Genomic DNA, 15293 nt, shown 5'->3' with positions numbered 1-15293 from the left:
GCCGATGTGGAGTTCCCATGAAGTACGTCCTGCTCACCCTCGCCCTGATCCTTAACGCCCACTCAGCCCTCGCGGCCGGCGACGCCGAGGCGGGTGGCAAGCTCTTTACCAAGACCTGCGGCGGCTGCCACAGCGTCGGCGAAGGGGCGCGCGGCGGGTTCGGCCCGGAACTCAACGGCATCATCGGCAGGCCTGCCGGCACCACCACCGACTATCAGTATTCTGACGCGATGAAAAACTCCGGCGTGGTCTGGACGCGGGACAAGCTCGCCGCCTATATCGAGGCACCGAAGAAGGTAGTGAGCGGTACGCGGATGATCTTTTGGGGCATCAGTGATCAGGAGAAAATCGACAACATCCTGGCCTACCTCGAAACCTTCCAACCCAAATAATCACTCCCGTACATTTCTGAACAGCATCAACCGCGCGCTCTCATGCAGCCCACGGGTCAGCGCCTGCAAACGCTGAAACTCTGCGGGATGTTGCGTTGCCACATCCTCTCGCGGTGTCTTTGAGGCCAGGTCATGCAGGGTCGGTGAGCTGCCGTCGTGTTGCATTTGCAACAGGAAGTGTTGGGTCACGCCGCCGATGATTGGGAACGTTCCCTCACGCAACACCAGCGGCACCACGCGTTCCCCTTCCGGAGCAGGCTGTTGGATATCCCGGCCCATGGCGCCATTGGTGAACGGCACGCCTGCCATGCCCGCAACGGTCGGCAACAAATCCGCCAGGCCCACCGCCTGTTCGATCACCCTAGGTGCCAGGCCCGGCGCGTGGATCAACAACGGCACGTTGTTGCTTTCCAGCCCCAGCTGTTCAAAGGCAGGCGGCATGTGCGGGATCTGGCTGATGCGCGTGTTGTGGTCGCCGAAGAACACAAAAATGCTGTTGTCGTAGTAACCACCGGCCTTGGCGATTTCCATCAAGCGGCCGATGTTGTAGTCGAGCAGGCGCACTGCGTTGTATTGCTCGACACTGCGCGAACCGGCTGCCTGGACTTGCTCCAGGGTCACGTTCGCCACCTGGAAACCGTCGTTGTCTTTGGGAATCGTGAAGGGTCGATGGTTGCCGGAGGTTTGCAGGTAGGCGAAGAACGGCTGGTCCTTGGGCATCCTGCTCAACAGTTCGTCACCTTCCTTGAACAGGTCCAAGTCTGAAATGCCCCACACATCCACCCGTGGCGATTGCCAGTCGCTCTCTTCAAACAGCTGCACGTCGTCGATGCTCTGGCGGATCAGCGCGTTGATGTTCGCCCAGCCGGCGTTGCCGCCGATCATGTAGAACTTCTGATAGCCCTCGAATGCGTTGATCAGCGTGTGTTGCCGGGTGATCAGCGGATTGCGCGTGGCAGTCTCCTGGCGGGTGACGTCGGGCACGCCGGTGATGCTGGCCCAGACAGTCTTGGCGGTGCCGGTGACCGGTACGTAGAAGTGCTTGAAGAACCAGCTTTGGCTGGCCAGTTTATCCAGGTTCGGCGTGGGATTGAGCGGGTTGCCGTAGGCCCCGACGGCGCTCGTGCCAAGGGATTCGAGCATCACGAAGATCACGTTCAGCGGGCGCTCGCCGGCCAGGCGATAGGGCTGCACACCCTGGTGGCGGGTGAAATTCAGTTGCTGGGCGTCCGGTTGATCCACCCCCAAGTACTGGGCGACTTGCGGGTAATGCTTACGCACCTGGGCTTCATCGAACTGCGATTGGCCGACCTTGAGGGTGTCGTACAAAAACAGCACCGGGTTCAGGCCCACGGCGGCCACCTGGCTGTTTCCGGAAAAGAACGCATCGCTCCAGCGCAGCGGCACCGGGTTTTCCAGGTTGAGGTTGGCCACGCGCCCCAGCAGGGCGAGCAGCACGGCGACCACGCCAACCACTGAGACTGACGTCACCGCCCATCGATTAATGGGGGTTGGCGCACGGTCCAGGGTCAGGCGCTCCAGGCAGATCAACGCCCATACCCACAACCCCACTGCCGCCAGCCAGCAGGCGGTTATCCACAGCACTGGATAGGTTTCCCACACCATCTGTTGTGAAATCTGTGCGTCTTGCAGGTAGCGCAGCACCGTCGCATTGATGCGTACGCCGAGGTAGGCGTAATGGCCGAAGTCGATGATGTACACCAGGCCGATCATCGCCAGTGCGACCACCAGGTAGGCACGTGCCAGCCAGCGCAGGACTGGCAGCGTGGTGAGGTTCCAGCGCGGCAGCCATGCCAGCACGGCCAGCGGCAGCAGCAGCAACACCGCCAGGCGCAGATCGAAACGCAGGCCGATGCCGAGGGTTTCCAGCAGCGCCGGGGTTGTCACATCAAGGCCGGAAAAACCCAGCACAAACACCAGTCGCAACGCAGCCAGCAGCACAAACACCAACCCGATCGCGCCCATGCCGTAGCGCAGGCGACGTGATTGCAACGCACTCATCAAATTTTCCATTCTTTAAAGCAGTACAGTTTGAGTTGCATTAATCCAGCGACGACGCAGTAGCCTGCCAAGAGCGGATCAACCAGATAATCCCAATAGTTCTCTGAGGCCTTGAGCCGCAATGCGAACGCCAACGTGCCGATCACCAACATCCACACCGCCAGCGCATTGCGCAGCCACAGCATCAACAGCGCCGCCACCGCGACCAGCACAATCATCGGTCGAGGGTTGAAGCCCAAGCGGTACGGGTCGAAATAGGTCAGGCCTAACGTGGCCGGGTATAGCACCAGGCTCAGTAGGCCAAACAGCAGCAACATCTGCACCTGATGTGGTCGAGCCAGCGGCTGCACCACGCCCAGACGGCTCAGTGCAACCCACCCCAACAACACCAGCGTGCTGATCGCCAAATCATCGGTAAAACTGCGGACATAGGCCGCCAATGGCAGCTCATTGATCGGGATAACGCTCACCACCACCAGGACTGGCAGCAACCACGGTCGCCATCGGGTGGTAAATCGAAACGTGCTTAACAGCACAAACCCCAACAGCACAAAACTCAAATGCGCCTGCCACAGCAACACCATCACAGACGCTCCGCCAGCCAGGCTTCGTTGAAGCTGACATGTTTGATAAACGTGTTATTCCACGAGTACACCAGGTGGTACATACCGTCCGGGCTGCGGCTGAAGTACGGGTACTCGTATTCGAAATCGCAGCCACGGGGTTTGCACACGCGGTAGTCGAGGCTGCTGAGAAAACGTTGCTCCAGCGGTAAACGCTGCGCGCCGCTGGAGGCGCGAAAGCCTTCGCCGATGATCTCTTTATAAGCTTCGGGGGCGAACGGTTGGCCGAGCGGGTCCGGTGATTCGTCCAGTTGCACCACAGTGCGCCACTGGCTGAGCTGGGCGTCGGTGCCATAGAGGCTGAGCTTGAAGCGGCCGTCCTGCAGGTCATTGAGCGCCACCAGCAACCCATCGTCCACCGTGCCCACCGCCGCCAGCGACGAGTTAGGGTTGGCCGGTTCCAGCGGGTACGGCTGGCTCCAGGTTTGCCCGGCGTCTTCAGTGCGGCTGGCCAGCACGCGGTGATGGGTGTCGCCCGCATAGCGCAACATCGCCACGGCGCGTTGGCCGTCGAGGGGCACGATGGTCGGTTGCAGGGAATTCTTGCCGCGGCTGATACGGAATTTGTCGATCACTGCTCCGTCTGCGCTCAGGTACAGGTACTCGGCAAATTTGCCCATGAACTCGTGGTACACCGGCAGGCCGATGGAGCCGTCGGCGTGGAACACCGGCGCGGCGCGCACCAGGGTGCTGATATTGAAGAACGGCGAGGTCACCAGTTGCCGAGGGGGCGTCCAACTGGCCCCCAGGTCATCCGACACCATCACGTTGATCGCACTGGTGGCCCAGCCGCCCACTGACACCGACACATAAAACATCCACAGGCGTTTATCCGGCGCCAGGGCAATCACCGGGTTGCCGAGCTTGCGGATATAACGCTGGGTTCCGTCGCGGGTGCTTTCCCGCGTGGCCAGCACCTGTTCGGCGCCCCATTCGCCGGTACGTGCATCAAAGCGCGCGGTGCGCACCTGCACATCAGCGGCACCTTCGCGTGAGCCGGCGAACCACACCGCCATCAAGTCGCCGCCGGGCAGGGCGGTCACGGATGAGGAGTGCACAAAGTCGGTGAGCTGGGTGGATACGAACCGGCTGCTGTACTGCGCCGGCGCCGCCACTTTTGCGGTGTTCGGGCTGGTCTGGGCAAACGGCGCCAGCACATGGGGCGGATGGCTTTGCCAGGCAGCGAAAAACACTGCCAGCAGGCTGCATATCAATAAGGCGGAGCGCATAGGGAACCTGTGGGTAAAAGGATTACTGCGCACGTTCATCCGGCAGGCGCTTCCTGCGACCGGTGAGCATGGATAACGGCAGGTTGTCCCGCACCTGAATACTTTCAAACACGGCAGCCAGCACATGCAGGCATACCAAGCCAAGCAGCGCATTGGCGGCGGTCTCGTGGACTTGCAGCGGCCAATCGGCGCCCCAGAGGGCATCGACCTCCTGCATCAAAAAGCCACTCACGCCGACGGTGAGTAACGCCAGCAACATCAACAGCATCACTAGCGCGCCAATCGGCGAATGCCCCAAGCGGTGTTGCGGCTTACCCTTGAGCAACGAGCGCGCGTGGGCATTCAACCTTTTTGGCGTAGGCCAAAAGTCTGCCCACCGTGCGCTGCGCGGTCCGACAAATCCCCACACCGTTCGCACCAGCAGCCAGGCCATGGCGTAATAACCCAGCCAGACATGCCAGTCGTCGCCGGCTTCGTTGAAGAAGTAATTGGCGACGAAGACCCCGGCGATGGAGGCGTGGAACAGCCTCACCAGTGGGTCCCACAGGCGCAGGGATTCGCCTGGCATCAGCCTTTGATCTCAGTCTTCACGGCCTTGCCGGTGACCGGGTCGTGGTAGATCTCAACTTTGCGCTTGTCCTTGTCGAACCCGTAGATCTCATAGCAGTTGCCATCAGTGACCTTGAACTTGCTGATGGTGTAGCCCTCGGCCTTGAGCTTGTCCTGGAAGGCTTTTTCGTCTTGCCATTGCGAGCGCTCAGCGGTGGTGCATTGAGGGCCGGCGAAGGCCAGGGGGCTGGCGAGGATCAGGGACAGCAGGAGAATTTTGCGCATGGAAAAGCTCTCAGCAAATGTGGGAGATTTCACAGTGCAAAACCAACCTTAGGGCAACCTTAGTTGGCAACGAGCCGTAACATCTTTGCTGAAATAGCCCCGGCCATAACCCGGCATGATGCCGCCGATTCCTACAGAGATTTTGCTATGCGCCTACTCCTTGTCGAAGATGACCGTGCCCTCGGCCAAGGGATTCGTGTGGCCTTGGGCGCCGAGGGCTACACCCTGGATTGGCTGCAGGATGGCGTTGCGGCGCTGCATGCGTTGCGCACGGAGAGCTTCGATCTACTGCTGCTGGACCTCGGCCTGCCCCGCCTCGACGGCCTCGACCTGTTGCAGCAACTGCGCGCCGAGCAACATGATCTTCCGGTGCTGATCCTCACCGCCCGCGACGGCACCGCCGAGCGCATCGCCGGATTGGACGCTGGCGCCGACGACTACTTGGTCAAACCCTTCGACGTCGAAGAGCTCAAGGCACGCGTGCGCGCGCTGTTGCGCCGCAGCCAGGGCCGTGCGCAACCGATGCTCGAACACGCCGGCGTCAACCTCGACCCCGCCACCCAGCAGGTGCGTTACCTGGATGAGGACATCATCGTCACCCCCATGGAATACCAACTGCTGCACCAACTGATGGTGCGCCCCGGCAAAGTGGTGACCCGCGAGCGCTTGTCTCGCGCGTTGTATGGCTGGCAGGACCGCGTCGAAAGCAACACCTTGGAAGTGTTGATCCACAACCTGCGTAAAAAGTTATCCACCGAGCTCATACGCACCGTGCGCGGCGTTGGCTATGTGCTGGTGCTCAAGCCATGACCTCCGTGCGTGCGCGCATCCTCGTGCCGGTGCTGGTGTTGATCCTGCTCGGCGATGCCCTGATCAGTTGGCTGGTGCTGCGCGACAGTCACCACGAAATCGAAGAAGTCTACGACGCCCAACTCGCCCAAAGCGCGCGCCTGCTGCAAGGCGTACTGCGCCAGCGCGACCCCGGCGAGGCGGATTGGGACCGCTTGTACCAGGCGTTTGATCAGGCCATGAGCCGCGTGGGCGAAGAGGGCGTGGCTCATCCCTATGAAACTCGCCTGACCTTCCAGGTGTGGCGCAGCGACGGCCAGCTACTTGTACGCTCAGCCGAAGCGCCGGTGCTGGCAGCACCGCCCGCGACCCTTGGTTCCCACGACATCATGGACAACGGCAACGACTGGTGCGCCTTCCTCCTCGCCGACCCGCAACAGGGCCTGTTGATTTGGGTGGGCGAGCGCGACGACATCCGCCAAGACGTGATCCAACGCATCATGCGTCACACTCTCTGGCCGACCCTCATCGGCGTGCCGCTGCTGACGGTGTTGATCTGGCTGTTAATCGGTTGGGGTCTCAAACCCCTGCGCGCCATGGCACTGTCGATTCGTGGACGCAATTCCGACACCTTGCAACCGCTGCACCTCAAACCGCTGCCCTCCGACCTGGAACCCATGCAAACCGCGCTCAACCGGCTGTTGGTGCAGGTGGACGAGTTGTTGGAACGCGAACGCCGGTTCATCGCCGACGCCGCCCACGAACTGCGCACCCCCCTGGCGATCCTGCGTATCCATGCGCAAAACGCCCAAAGCGCGGAGACAGTGGAGCAACGACGCGAGGCATTGGAATTTCTGGTAAGCGGTGTCGACCGCGCCACCCGCATCGGCAGCCAGTTATTGACCATGGCGCGCATCGAGCCGCAGTTGAACAACCCTGTGCGCAGCCGTGTGCAATTGACAGAGTTAGTACGCGAAGAATTGGCAGAACTTACCCCGCTGGCCATGGAGAAAGGTGTGGAGTTGGTGCTGGAGGGTGACGAAGAATGCTGGGTTGAAACCGAGCCCGTGGCACTGGCCATCGCCCTGCAAAATCTGGTGACCAACGCTCTCAACTTTTCCCCGCCGGGCAGCGAGGTGAAGGTGGTGATTGGTGCTTTTTGCCTGAGCGTGCAGGACCAGGGGCCGGGGATTGATGAAGCGGAAATCGGGCGTTTGTTTGAGCGGTTTTATAGCCGTGACAATGCCAATGGTGCCGGGTTGGGGCTGGCGATTGTCGAGATGATCGTCGGCAAGATCGGCAGCCGGCTGGCCTTGCACAACCTGGAGCGTGGTGGGTTGTGCGCGCGGTTGGTATTTAACGAAGAAATCCAGAACAGCAGCCCTTCAACTGCCTGAGCTGAAAGGGCATGTGTAGTGAGCGGGCTTGCCCCGCGCTGGTCTGCGAAGCTGCCCCAACTCGGCCACCGAGATTTTCCATAGGAACCGCAGGGCTTGGTTTCAGGGCCGCTTCGCGCCCCAGCGCGGGGCAAGCCCGCTCACCACAAAAAAAGCCCGCTCACCAGGGAGATCCTCGTCAGCCTTTAGTCGGCGAATGGAGTTTGAATGCCCCTTGGTTCACTTAGTCGTGTGAGGTAAGGAATAAGTCAAAGTGAGTGGGCAGCTTTAGAGCAATCGCTTTTTCTATCTTGAGTACTTGTTCTTCCGTCAATAGATAGTCAAATACGCAATCCTCCAGTTTCTCCCACCCCATAATGTCCATCAGGTCTTGAGTGGACAGAGGTAGCGCCTGTTCAAAGGATGCAAAGTCCTCGTTAGGCAAAACGCCCATAATTGAGTGGTTCATGGTTCTACCGTCTTTTCAGGCTTGGCTGGCTTACGTTGGTTACCGGTCAAATGATCGAACTCGCCGAGATGAATTCCGCGCTTGCAGTACTTTTCCACAGCGCCATGTTGAGCGTCCCATTCATAGATCGTCCCGTCGGGATCTTTCCATCTTGGGCGTTGGCCACCCCCCGTCATTGGAGTTTTCGAGCGAGCCCACTTGGCTTTCGGAAATGCAGCTAGGAGTTTTGGTTTGGGGTGATAGGTATGATCCCCAGCCCGAACACTGACCACCACATACAACGGCCGAACCCCCCACTCCACCGGAAACATCAGAATAAAATCCCGATATTCCGGCGGATAAACCGGGTTCACCAAAATCTGCGCAGCCTTCTGGTTTGGCGGGTAAATCCACATTACCGGCGCCTGCGGTGCAGCCTCCAACGCTGGGATTCCCAGGGCGTCCCCCGGATTCAACCGCAGGCGTCCAGATCAGATCCACACCTTGGCCAAAATCCGCCACACACTGATCGCCACGGCTTTGCAACTGCACCACATCGATCATCTGACAGTCGGCGTTGTTGCCGGTGTAAAACCCATAGCCCTTGAGCGTGCCGTCCTCCAACTGCTCAACATGCAAACGCATCTGTGAGCGCGCCCGTTGCATCGAGCGCAATTGCTCATCGCTGTACAGCGCGCTATCACCCAGCGCCGATGGCCAGGCCAACGCCACTAACCCCGTCAACAACGCCCCGGCTACAGAGCCGACAGCAGTCGCTGCCGACTCCAACACCGCTGCACGCAACGCCAACTGCCCCAAGCCAGCGGGCAATGCGCTTCCGCTGATCTTGCGCAGCGAGACCGTTCCCCGAGCGTCCACTTCACGCCCGCCCAGCAGGCTGAAATGTCCGTATTCCTTGACCAACTCCAGCGGTACGAAACCGCCGGGATCGGCGTAGTGGGTGATGCCGTCGGGCAGTTGGCAGGGTTTGGTGAATACGCAGCCGGGAGGCTTGGTGGGGGAGGGGGCTGGCGCGGGAGGACGGTCGAGTAGATGGAGCGGTGGCGAAAAAGGCCGTGCCGGTTGCGGTGTCAGGATTCGCTGTTTGAGTTGTTGTTCTTCGGTGAGAGGGTATGCGCGCTCTGACATGACAGGCTCACTTCCTTGTGTGGGGACGTGAGCCTAAGAGGGGGTATGAGCGGACTAAATCGGATTTGTTCGATGATGGGTGTGGGAAAACGAGACAGGGGTCAGAAGGGCGCTATCGTTTCGAATATTTTGATTTTTACCTGCTGATCAGGTCAGCAGGTGCTTGGAAATCAACCGCGAAATCTCAACAATCGACGTCTTCCCCGTAAATTCAAACTTCACCTTCCCCAGCGAAGAAAAGTAAATCTCCAACTCCGAATCCAGATCAAACGTGCCGGACGTTTCCACCGAGTACGCCACGATATTTTTATACGGCAGCGACGTGAAGTCCTTCTTGCTCCCGGTAATCCCCTGCACGTTCACGGCGATGATGCGCTTGGTGGTAAACACTACGCCGTCGCGCATGGCTTTGTAGGCGTCGACCACTTCCTCGCCGTCCAGCAGCAGGGCGGCTACGCGTTCGGCGTATTCGTTGTTTTGTTTGAGCTTGAAGAAACCTTTGTTGTTGAAGTCGATCATGGGCCTGCCTCGTGGGTGTATGCCGATTTGCTCGTGGATCTGTATCTAACGCGGGCATTTTGAACGCCCTACCATGGCGACCAACCTTACAACCTTGCCCAGATGTTTCAACAACCGGAGCCGCACCATGCCTGAACTATCCAGCTGGCTTGCCTATGCGCTGATCTCCCTCGGCATGGTGCTGACGCCCGGACCGAACATGATTTACCTCATATCCCGCTCGATCTGTCAGGGCCGTACAGCTGGATTGATTTCCCTGGGCGGCGTGGCGTTGGGTTTTTTGGTTTATATGCTTTGTGCGGCGTTGGGAATTACCGCGTTGGTCATGGCGGTGCCGTTTGCCTACGACGCGCTGCGGTTTGGTGGGGCGTTGTACCTGGCCTATATGGCGTGGCAAGCGATCAAGCCGGGCGGGCGTTCACCGTTTCAGGTGCGCGATTTACCCAAGGACAGCCCACGCAAGCTGTTCACAATGGGGCTTGTGACCAACCTGCTGAACCCCAAGGTGGCGGTGATGTATTTGTCGTTGCTGCCCCAGTTCATCGACCCGAACGGCCATGGCAGTGTGCTGACACAATCACTGGTGTTGGGCTTTACGCAGATTTTTATCAGCGTGGGTGTCAACGCGGTGATTGCCACCCTGGCGGGCTCCATCGCGGTGTTTTTCGTCACCCGGCCCGGCTGGCAAGTGGTGCAGCGCTGGCTGATGGGCTCAGTGCTGATGGGGTTGGCGGTGCGCATGGCGGTGGAAGGGCGGCGGTAGGTCGCCTCACTGGATGTCTTTCAGATAATCCTTGAGGGTGGTTAACGGCTCGGGCAGTTGATCAAGTTGATGGGCATTTTGCACAGCCGCCGCCAGCCGTTGCAGTTCACGTCCCAGTACTGTGTCGGCACCGCCCACCGCCATCAAAGCCTGGCCCGCACACTCATCAATCTTCACCAAGATTTCAGCCAAATCCCCCTGCCGCACCAACAGCGCAAACACCTCCCTGTCATAGCCAACCATCACCGGATCATCCCGCAAAACCGGGCTGCCACCGTCCACCTCATGCACCAACTTGAGTGCAAAAAGCGCCACAGCTTCCAGCGTCAATTCCATGGTCTTGGTTCCTCAACATACGGGGGGAGGGGGATGATCACTGTTCTGTGTGTGAAAAAAAAGACCTGGCCCACTTTGCGGCGTGCATCACATTAAGGCCTCTGCACAAGGAACGATACTAATTGGCCATGTTCCAACTCGCCGTGCCAAGCGCACCCAAGCAGCCCGCTTTATCTACTTACAAGGACGCAAGCCCCCATGCCCTCATCCCCTTTTCAATCGCCTTCCAATACTGGTGAGCTGATCGCCAGCTTCCGTCATGGCAAAGCCTTTCTTGTGGTCAGTTTGATCTTTGGTTCTGTGATGCTGGGGATGGCCGGGTTTGTGCTGTACCTGAGCACCATCCTGCCGCAGGGCAACAATGGCCCCGTCACTCTCCAGACGTCACGCGGCATGACCTTGAATTTCAGCGATCCGCTTATGGTGTTTTATGCCACCAGCGCCTTGCTGGCGGTGATCGGCCTGAGCATGTTTGCGGTCTACGCCTGGCACAAAAAGCTGCGTGCGCCCCGTTATGACGTGTATGAGCATGGCATCGAGCGCTTCGTGAACGATGAGCGCGAATACACGGCCTTTGCCGATATCGAGGACCTGTATCTGTTCGGCTCCGGCCAAACCGTGTTGACCGGTATGGTTACCAACGTTGCCTATCGCCGCAATGCTTCGGAACCGTTTCACCGGGTGATCGAGACCCTCAAGGGCTTTCACGATTTCCAGCAACTGGTGCGTGAACTGCACGTACGCGCACGCCTGCCGGCGGTGGCGGCGACGCTGGAGGCGGGCGGGGCAGTAACGTTCAATTGCATCAGCACTGCGCAGGTCTGGGGCAAGCGGGTCAGCGGCAACTTCCTCAAGATCACCACGACGCCAATTCTGGTCAGCGCCGCCTTCCTTGAGTACCAGGGCCGCAAAGTGCCGATGGCATCGTTGCGCACCGTCGACCTCAACGCCTGGACCGAGAACGTGGTGATCAAGGACGACAGCGGCAAGCCCGTGCTGTCGACCATCGCCACCGGCATCCTCAGCCATGACCTGTTCCTCAACACCCTGGATGTGGTGTTTGCGGTTGAAGAACAAGCCCGTGAGTTGGCCTAAGCCCAGGAGTATCAAACGATGATTTATCGCGGCGCAGGCTGGCTCACGCTGTTCACTCCGGTGGCCATGGTGCTGTTGTTGATGGGGTTGTGGCCTGATCCCAGCGTCAAGCCAGGCAATGTCTCGCTGATGCAGTTCCTGATAGGCGCGGGTGTTGGCTCGGCGATCAACGTGGTGCTGGGCTTCGTGCTCAATCGGCATCCGCACGCTGATGGGGTGCGCCATCACTTCTTTTTCATGCCGATGCAGTGGCCGGCGCTGGTGATCACCGTGGTCTGTGCGCTGATCGCCCTGTTGAAATAAACCTACCGGCCGCTCGGCAAGGGCGGCCGCGTGTCGCGTTGTTCCAGATTGACGCGGAACGTGGTGTACGTGTCGCCATCGGCCAGGTAGAGGTTGCTTCGGTACACCTCGACTGCACCATCGAGTTTGATGTACAGGCCATTGGCGACCCGTTCGATCACTACATTCTGCAAGTCGGTGTCCGAAACCAGGAACGGTGGCTTCTTGCCCAGGCGCACCTTCATCACCTCGTCGCTGCTTTCGTAATCGTCTGCGTAGAACCGCAGGCTTTTGGGCTCCCCTGCGTTCCTCGCGCCTTGCACGATGTACACCCACTGCCCGGGTATGAACGCTTGCTTGAGGACTATTTGCGACGGGAATTGCGGTTTATGTACGAGCGCGTAAGCCAACAGCACTGCCAGGCAGGTTAGAAAGGCCCAACCGAGAAGCGTTTTGGTCCGTTGAGTCATCACTTTGCTCAGCTGTAGTCGAAGGTAAATAACACCAGGCCTTCAATCGGCTCGTAGAACATCACGATCAAGTCGGCCCCCGCGGTGCGGTAATGCCAGCCGGGCACGCTGGCGACGTGGAAAAACCGGTTGCCGGCCGGGCTCAAGGGATACACGTTCGAATCGCCACGGTCGGGGTCCAGTTCAATGATCTGCATCGGAAACTCCACCGACTCCACCCAGTTAGCCAAGCCGTCGACTTCGCCGCCCAGTTGGGTGACAAACTCCACCGCATCCAGTGGCTCGCCGTCTTCGCGCGCCAGTACCCCGTGGGTGTTGAACCGCTCGACCGTACGGGCAAATGCGCGGTGTTGCTCAGCACAGTGACGCTCCAGGTCCGCCCGCGCGCCGGGGTGAGGGTCGGCCAGTTGCGCGTTGCCTGCATGGAGAAAGAAGTAGCGCGGGTCGCCGCATAGGCGGTATCGCCCCTGCTCAAGCTGAAATCCGATCCAGTTGGTTTTCAGCAGGTCACCGTGAAAGCCGTCCCATTCGGTCAGCTCGCCGACAAGACTCTCATAGGGCTCCAACGGGCTCAGCATGTGCACGACGCCCGACCATTCGGGATTCACCTGGCCCAGGTCAAGGCTGAAGAGCGGATGCAGATGCTTGGCCAGTTCCAGTTGATCGGCGACGAACACGTCTTCAATCGCCGGAAAGGGCTGCATGCCTGTGGGGATTTGGGTGAAGTCTTGGGAGAGCGTATTGGTCATGGGGTGTCTTCCTTGATCGTGGATATCAACGCAAAAAATCAGGTAACGGGCATGTTAACGCCATGCCCCTCGGGTAAGCGCGGTGCCGGGCAATTCCAACTGTATATACGCAATCACCGCGACCATTACTGCGCAAAACAGCCATTGGAGCGCACTCAGCCCGGCAATCCGATAGATCGCCTGCAACGGTCGCCGCCAGCGGTACTCATACTCGGCAGGCGCCCAGCGTGCCGGCTGGAGCACGCCGATCAAACCGGTCACTGCGTAGGTAGCAAGCCCCAACCACCCAAGCCATTGCCACACGACAAAACCCAGCGCTACTAATGGGCCGCCGTTGCGGATCACCCGATAGCGGCGGTCGGGGATCCATTTGCGGAGCACACACCAGCGGCTGACGCGTTGGTCGAGGTCTTGCAGGCTCTCGGCCATGACGGTCCAGTAGGTCAGCAGCCACTGGCCGACGCGGGCCATCAACCAGCCGCCCAGTAGGTATAGCGGCAGCATCAATAAGGTCGGGCCGAGTGCGAATCGGCTGGAGAGACTACCCAACGCCAGGCAGGTTGCAAGGACGGCGGTGGCTCGTTTCAGGCCGTGGCGGGTGGGGCGATAGCCGACGAGGGCGTGCCAGAACCACGGGTTGTGATTGGGGAACAAGCCCAGCAGGTCGGGGAACCGTGTGGAAAACGCTGCGGACAGTTGCTCGCAGGCCTGCCAATCGGCTTCTCCGAACGTGGCGGCCAATTGCGCTTGCTGCGCGGGTTTTGCACACATCAAAAACAACGCCGCCGCACCCGGTTGTTGCGCCTGATCTCGCAACGCGTTCAGCCAGACGTGTTGCTCGCTGCGCCGGACCAGGGCCTGCCACTGGGCTTGATCGATAGGCACCGCAGCGCCAGCGTCCCAGGCGAACAGCTGGCAGACCTGTTGGAAAAGAGTCGGCGACCAGCTTTCTTGCACCGTGAACAGGTGCAACACCTGCACCTGCAACGCCTGGTGATGGGGCAGGTCAACCAGCCAGCCCTGGCGGCATGCCCGCTCCAGTCGTTCGAAGAACGCCTGAGGCTGGGCGTCTGCCAGGTATTTTTCAAGGTCGTCGTACAGCGCGCCCTTGAGTGCGTGGACCAGACGTTGATGGGGAAAACCGCCGCTGTTTATTTGCTGCCATGGCGTGAGCCATTGGCGTTTCTCAACGCCCCAGGTCAACAGCGGTAGATGCCGGTCGGGTGCGTTGACGCAACGCTGGAACAGCAGTTGTTCAAAGTCGGCGGCACACCCTTGTGCCACGGCGCGGGCCCAGCATTCGTCGACTTTCCAGTCATCGAATTCGGCCAGCAGCGCCATTGCTTGTTCATACGCAGCAGGGGGGAGGGCGTGGGCGACGAGGCTGTCGCCGGCACGCAGTCGCTGCAACGCCCGCTCGTACGCTTCCCGCAGACGCTGGAAGGCGACGGGATCATCGTCCGGCCGCGTTACCTTGAGCAGCTTGGCGTACTGGCGTTTGAGGGTGCGCTCGTCAGGGCTGGCCAGCAGATCGTCCATGTTCAGCATCGCCAACCGTTCTTTCAGGGGGAGGGCGATGATCACTGTTCCTGCGCGCTAAAAACAACCCCGCTGCTCACCGCTCCAATATCCATTCCACCCGGCGGTTATGCGCTCGCCCTTGCGTCAGGCGATTGATAGCGGGACTTATCAGGTCTGCGCGGATTCAGTGTGAGGGGAGCTAAGTCTGTGCGCCGGGCGGGCATTGCTGGGGTGGGGCTGCTGGATATATTTTGGATCGTGCGGGGTGATCACAGGAGTGGGCTATCTATGCATCTATCTATAGCTGCGCTGCTGCTGGTGTTGCGTGTACCGCCGGTGATGCGCCGAATCCCACGGCTTATTGCGAAAAAAGCACCTTCTGCAACAAAAGCGTAATTAGCGCTTGACCGCAGATTCTGGGAGCCTATAATTCGCCCCACTTCCGGCGCAGTCGAAACGGAAAACTCCTTGGTAAACAATGAGTTGCGCAGTTTTTGGCAGTAAGTTGCTTCAGTTCATCGAAGCCAAAAGGAAGTTGAAAAAGAGGTGTTGACAGCAGCGTGTAACGCTGTAGAATTCGCCTCCCGCTGATGAGAGATCAGAAGCGCAAGTGGTTGAAGTTGTTGAAGAAATCTTCGAAAGCTTCTGAAAATAATCACTTGACAGCAAATGAGGCTGCTGTAGAATGCGCGCCTC

Annotated in this window: 17 protein-coding genes and 3 pseudogenes; 7 read left to right on the top strand and 13 right to left on the bottom strand. The window is 59.6% G+C overall.

The window, feature by feature from the left end:
• The first annotated feature begins 17 nt into the window (after window positions 1-17).
• The gene (locus AOA61_RS16810; RefSeq protein WP_099602192.1) at window positions 18-392 is read left to right on the top strand and encodes a cytochrome c family protein; all 375 of its coding nucleotides are present in this window, start codon (window positions 18-20) and stop codon (window positions 390-392) included.
• On the opposite strand, the gene AOA61_RS16805 is transcribed toward AOA61_RS16810, so the two are convergent.
• The 5 genes from AOA61_RS16805 to AOA61_RS16785 are packed head-to-tail and all read right to left on the bottom strand — an operon-like array spanning window position 393 to window position 5100.
• A complete protein-coding gene (locus tag AOA61_RS16805) occupies window positions 393-2414 on the bottom strand; it encodes an LTA synthase family protein (protein WP_099602191.1) in 2022 nt (673 codons plus the stop codon).
• On the bottom strand, window positions 2414-2998 hold the full coding sequence (locus AOA61_RS16800) for a hypothetical protein (RefSeq protein ID WP_099602190.1): 585 nt from the start codon (window positions 2996-2998) through the stop codon (window positions 2414-2416). The genes AOA61_RS16805 and AOA61_RS16800 overlap by 1 nt, the downstream gene beginning before the upstream one ends.
• Entirely contained in the window at window positions 2998-4266 is a 1269-nt protein-coding gene (locus tag AOA61_RS16795) for an exo-alpha-sialidase (RefSeq protein WP_099602189.1), read from the bottom strand. Before AOA61_RS16795 ends, AOA61_RS16800 begins: the two co-directional genes overlap by 1 nt.
• A 22-nt stretch (window positions 4267-4288) precedes the next feature.
• Window positions 4289-4834: a cytochrome b/b6 domain-containing protein gene (locus AOA61_RS16790; RefSeq protein ID WP_099602188.1), complete on the bottom strand. Its 546-nt coding sequence runs from the start codon at window positions 4832-4834 to the stop codon at window positions 4289-4291.
• The gene (locus tag AOA61_RS16785) at window positions 4834-5100 is read right to left on the bottom strand and encodes a PepSY domain-containing protein (protein ID WP_032885640.1); all 267 of its coding nucleotides are present in this window, start codon (window positions 5098-5100) and stop codon (window positions 4834-4836) included. The genes AOA61_RS16790 and AOA61_RS16785 overlap by 1 nt, the downstream gene beginning before the upstream one ends.
• 147 nt (window positions 5101-5247) lie before the next feature.
• Here AOA61_RS16785 and AOA61_RS16780 point away from each other — a divergent pair, with 147 nt between their 5' ends.
• Both AOA61_RS16780 and AOA61_RS16775 read left to right on the top strand, forming a co-directional pair.
• Window positions 5248-5910 carry a response regulator gene (locus tag AOA61_RS16780; protein WP_032885641.1) on the top strand — a complete coding sequence of 221 codons (663 nt, stop codon included), beginning with the start codon at window positions 5248-5250 and terminating at the stop codon, window positions 5908-5910.
• A complete protein-coding gene (locus AOA61_RS16775) occupies window positions 5907-7286 on the top strand; it encodes a sensor histidine kinase (RefSeq protein WP_095186396.1) in 1380 nt (459 codons plus the stop codon). The genes AOA61_RS16780 and AOA61_RS16775 overlap by 4 nt, the downstream gene beginning before the upstream one ends.
• 223 nt (window positions 7287-7509) lie before the next feature.
• Here AOA61_RS16775 and AOA61_RS16770 read toward each other — a convergent pair whose 3' ends face one another.
• From AOA61_RS16770 to AOA61_RS16760, 3 genes and pseudogenes are all read right to left on the bottom strand, one after another.
• Window positions 7510-7734 (bottom strand): pyocin S6 family toxin immunity protein, encoded by a 225-nt coding sequence (locus AOA61_RS16770; protein ID WP_099602187.1) that lies wholly within the window; start codon window positions 7732-7734, stop codon window positions 7510-7512.
• A pseudogene (locus AOA61_RS16765) lies at window positions 7731-8862 on the bottom strand (colicin E3/pyocin S6 family cytotoxin). Before AOA61_RS16765 ends, AOA61_RS16770 begins: the two are co-directional and overlap by 4 nt.
• 147 nt (window positions 8863-9009) lie before the next feature.
• Complete coding sequence (locus AOA61_RS16760; RefSeq protein ID WP_032885644.1) at window positions 9010-9381, bottom strand: PH domain-containing protein; 372 nt, start codon at window positions 9379-9381, stop codon at window positions 9010-9012.
• Between the two features lie 127 nt (window positions 9382-9508).
• Between AOA61_RS16760 and AOA61_RS16755 the strand changes: the two genes are divergently transcribed.
• Window positions 9509-10144, top strand: a complete 636-nt coding sequence (locus AOA61_RS16755; RefSeq protein WP_099602186.1) for a LysE family translocator — start codon at window positions 9509-9511, stop codon at window positions 10142-10144.
• Window positions 10145-10150: 6 nt separating this feature from the next.
• Here AOA61_RS16755 and AOA61_RS16750 read toward each other — a convergent pair whose 3' ends face one another.
• Window positions 10151-10480, bottom strand: coding sequence for a hypothetical protein (locus AOA61_RS16750; protein ID WP_099602185.1), 330 nt, complete (start codon window positions 10478-10480; stop codon window positions 10151-10153).
• A gap of 198 nt (window positions 10481-10678) precedes the next feature.
• Between AOA61_RS16750 and AOA61_RS16745 the strand changes: the two genes are divergently transcribed.
• Window positions 10679-11575: a hypothetical protein gene (locus tag AOA61_RS16745; protein ID WP_032885647.1), complete on the top strand. Its 897-nt coding sequence runs from the start codon at window positions 10679-10681 to the stop codon at window positions 11573-11575.
• Between the two features lie 18 nt (window positions 11576-11593).
• Window positions 11594-11878: a hypothetical protein gene (locus AOA61_RS16740; protein ID WP_032885648.1), complete on the top strand. Its 285-nt coding sequence runs from the start codon at window positions 11594-11596 to the stop codon at window positions 11876-11878.
• A 2-nt stretch (window positions 11879-11880) separates the two neighbouring features.
• Here AOA61_RS16740 and AOA61_RS16735 read toward each other — a convergent pair whose 3' ends face one another.
• The 3 genes from AOA61_RS16735 to AOA61_RS16725 are packed head-to-tail and all read right to left on the bottom strand — an operon-like array spanning window position 11881 to window position 14660.
• A complete protein-coding gene (locus tag AOA61_RS16735; RefSeq protein ID WP_099602184.1) occupies window positions 11881-12327 on the bottom strand; it encodes a hypothetical protein in 447 nt (148 codons plus the stop codon).
• A gap of 8 nt (window positions 12328-12335) precedes the next feature.
• Window positions 12336-13076, bottom strand: coding sequence for a hypothetical protein (locus AOA61_RS16730; protein ID WP_099602183.1), 741 nt, complete (start codon window positions 13074-13076; stop codon window positions 12336-12338).
• 54 nt (window positions 13077-13130) lie between these two features.
• Window positions 13131-14660, bottom strand: a complete 1530-nt coding sequence (locus AOA61_RS16725) for a hypothetical protein (protein ID WP_099602182.1) — start codon at window positions 14658-14660, stop codon at window positions 13131-13133.
• A gap of 159 nt (window positions 14661-14819) precedes the next feature.
• Here AOA61_RS16725 and AOA61_RS32245 point away from each other — a divergent pair.
• A pseudogene (locus AOA61_RS32245) lies at window positions 14820-14993 on the top strand (sulfoxide reductase heme-binding subunit YedZ); the annotation flags it as partial.
• A 114-nt stretch (window positions 14994-15107) separates the two neighbouring features.
• Here AOA61_RS32245 and AOA61_RS31850 read toward each other — a convergent pair.
• Window positions 15108-15293 (bottom strand): annotated as a pseudogene (locus AOA61_RS31850) (hypothetical protein); the annotation flags it as partial.

This window comes from Pseudomonas sp. 2995-1 (genome assembly GCF_002742505.1).
Taxonomy (GTDB): Bacteria; Pseudomonadota; Gammaproteobacteria; order Pseudomonadales; family Pseudomonadaceae; genus Aquipseudomonas; species Aquipseudomonas sivasensis.
The sequence above is the reverse complement of the archived record's forward strand: the minus strand, read 5'-3'. Positions and strand labels throughout refer to the sequence as shown.

Excerpts from the sequence above, each read along its gene's own strand:
- AOA61_RS16795 (WP_099602189.1), bottom strand. The coding sequence starts at position 4,266 with ATGCGCTCCGCCTTATTGATATGCAGCCTGCTGGCAGTGTTTTTCGCT.
- AOA61_RS16790 (WP_099602188.1), bottom strand. The coding sequence starts at position 4,834 with ATGCCAGGCGAATCCCTGCGCCTGTGGGACCCACTGGTGAGGCTGTTC.
- AOA61_RS16780 (WP_032885641.1), top strand. The coding sequence starts at position 5,248 with ATGCGCCTACTCCTTGTCGAAGATGACCGTGCCCTCGGCCAAGGGATT.
- AOA61_RS16730 (WP_099602183.1), bottom strand. The coding sequence starts at position 13,076 with ATGACCAATACGCTCTCCCAAGACTTCACCCAAATCCCCACAGGCATG.
- AOA61_RS16760 (WP_032885644.1), bottom strand. The coding sequence starts at position 9,381 with ATGATCGACTTCAACAACAAAGGTTTCTTCAAGCTCAAACAAAACAAC.
- AOA61_RS16755 (WP_099602186.1), top strand. The coding sequence starts at position 9,509 with ATGCCTGAACTATCCAGCTGGCTTGCCTATGCGCTGATCTCCCTCGGC.
- AOA61_RS16785 (WP_032885640.1), bottom strand. The coding sequence starts at position 5,100 with ATGCGCAAAATTCTCCTGCTGTCCCTGATCCTCGCCAGCCCCCTGGCC.
- AOA61_RS16800 (WP_099602190.1), bottom strand. The coding sequence starts at position 2,998 with ATGGTGTTGCTGTGGCAGGCGCATTTGAGTTTTGTGCTGTTGGGGTTT.
- AOA61_RS16740 (WP_032885648.1), top strand. The coding sequence starts at position 11,594 with ATGATTTATCGCGGCGCAGGCTGGCTCACGCTGTTCACTCCGGTGGCC.
- AOA61_RS16805 (WP_099602191.1), bottom strand. The coding sequence starts at position 2,414 with ATGAGTGCGTTGCAATCACGTCGCCTGCGCTACGGCATGGGCGCGATC.
- AOA61_RS16735 (WP_099602184.1), bottom strand. The coding sequence starts at position 12,327 with ATGACTCAACGGACCAAAACGCTTCTCGGTTGGGCCTTTCTAACCTGC.
- AOA61_RS16745 (WP_032885647.1), top strand. The coding sequence starts at position 10,679 with ATGCCCTCATCCCCTTTTCAATCGCCTTCCAATACTGGTGAGCTGATC.
- AOA61_RS16750 (WP_099602185.1), bottom strand. The coding sequence starts at position 10,480 with ATGGAATTGACGCTGGAAGCTGTGGCGCTTTTTGCACTCAAGTTGGTG.
- AOA61_RS16775 (WP_095186396.1), top strand. The coding sequence starts at position 5,907 with ATGACCTCCGTGCGTGCGCGCATCCTCGTGCCGGTGCTGGTGTTGATC.
- AOA61_RS16810 (WP_099602192.1), top strand. The coding sequence starts at position 18 with ATGAAGTACGTCCTGCTCACCCTCGCCCTGATCCTTAACGCCCACTCA.
- AOA61_RS16770 (WP_099602187.1), bottom strand. The coding sequence starts at position 7,734 with ATGAACCACTCAATTATGGGCGTTTTGCCTAACGAGGACTTTGCATCC.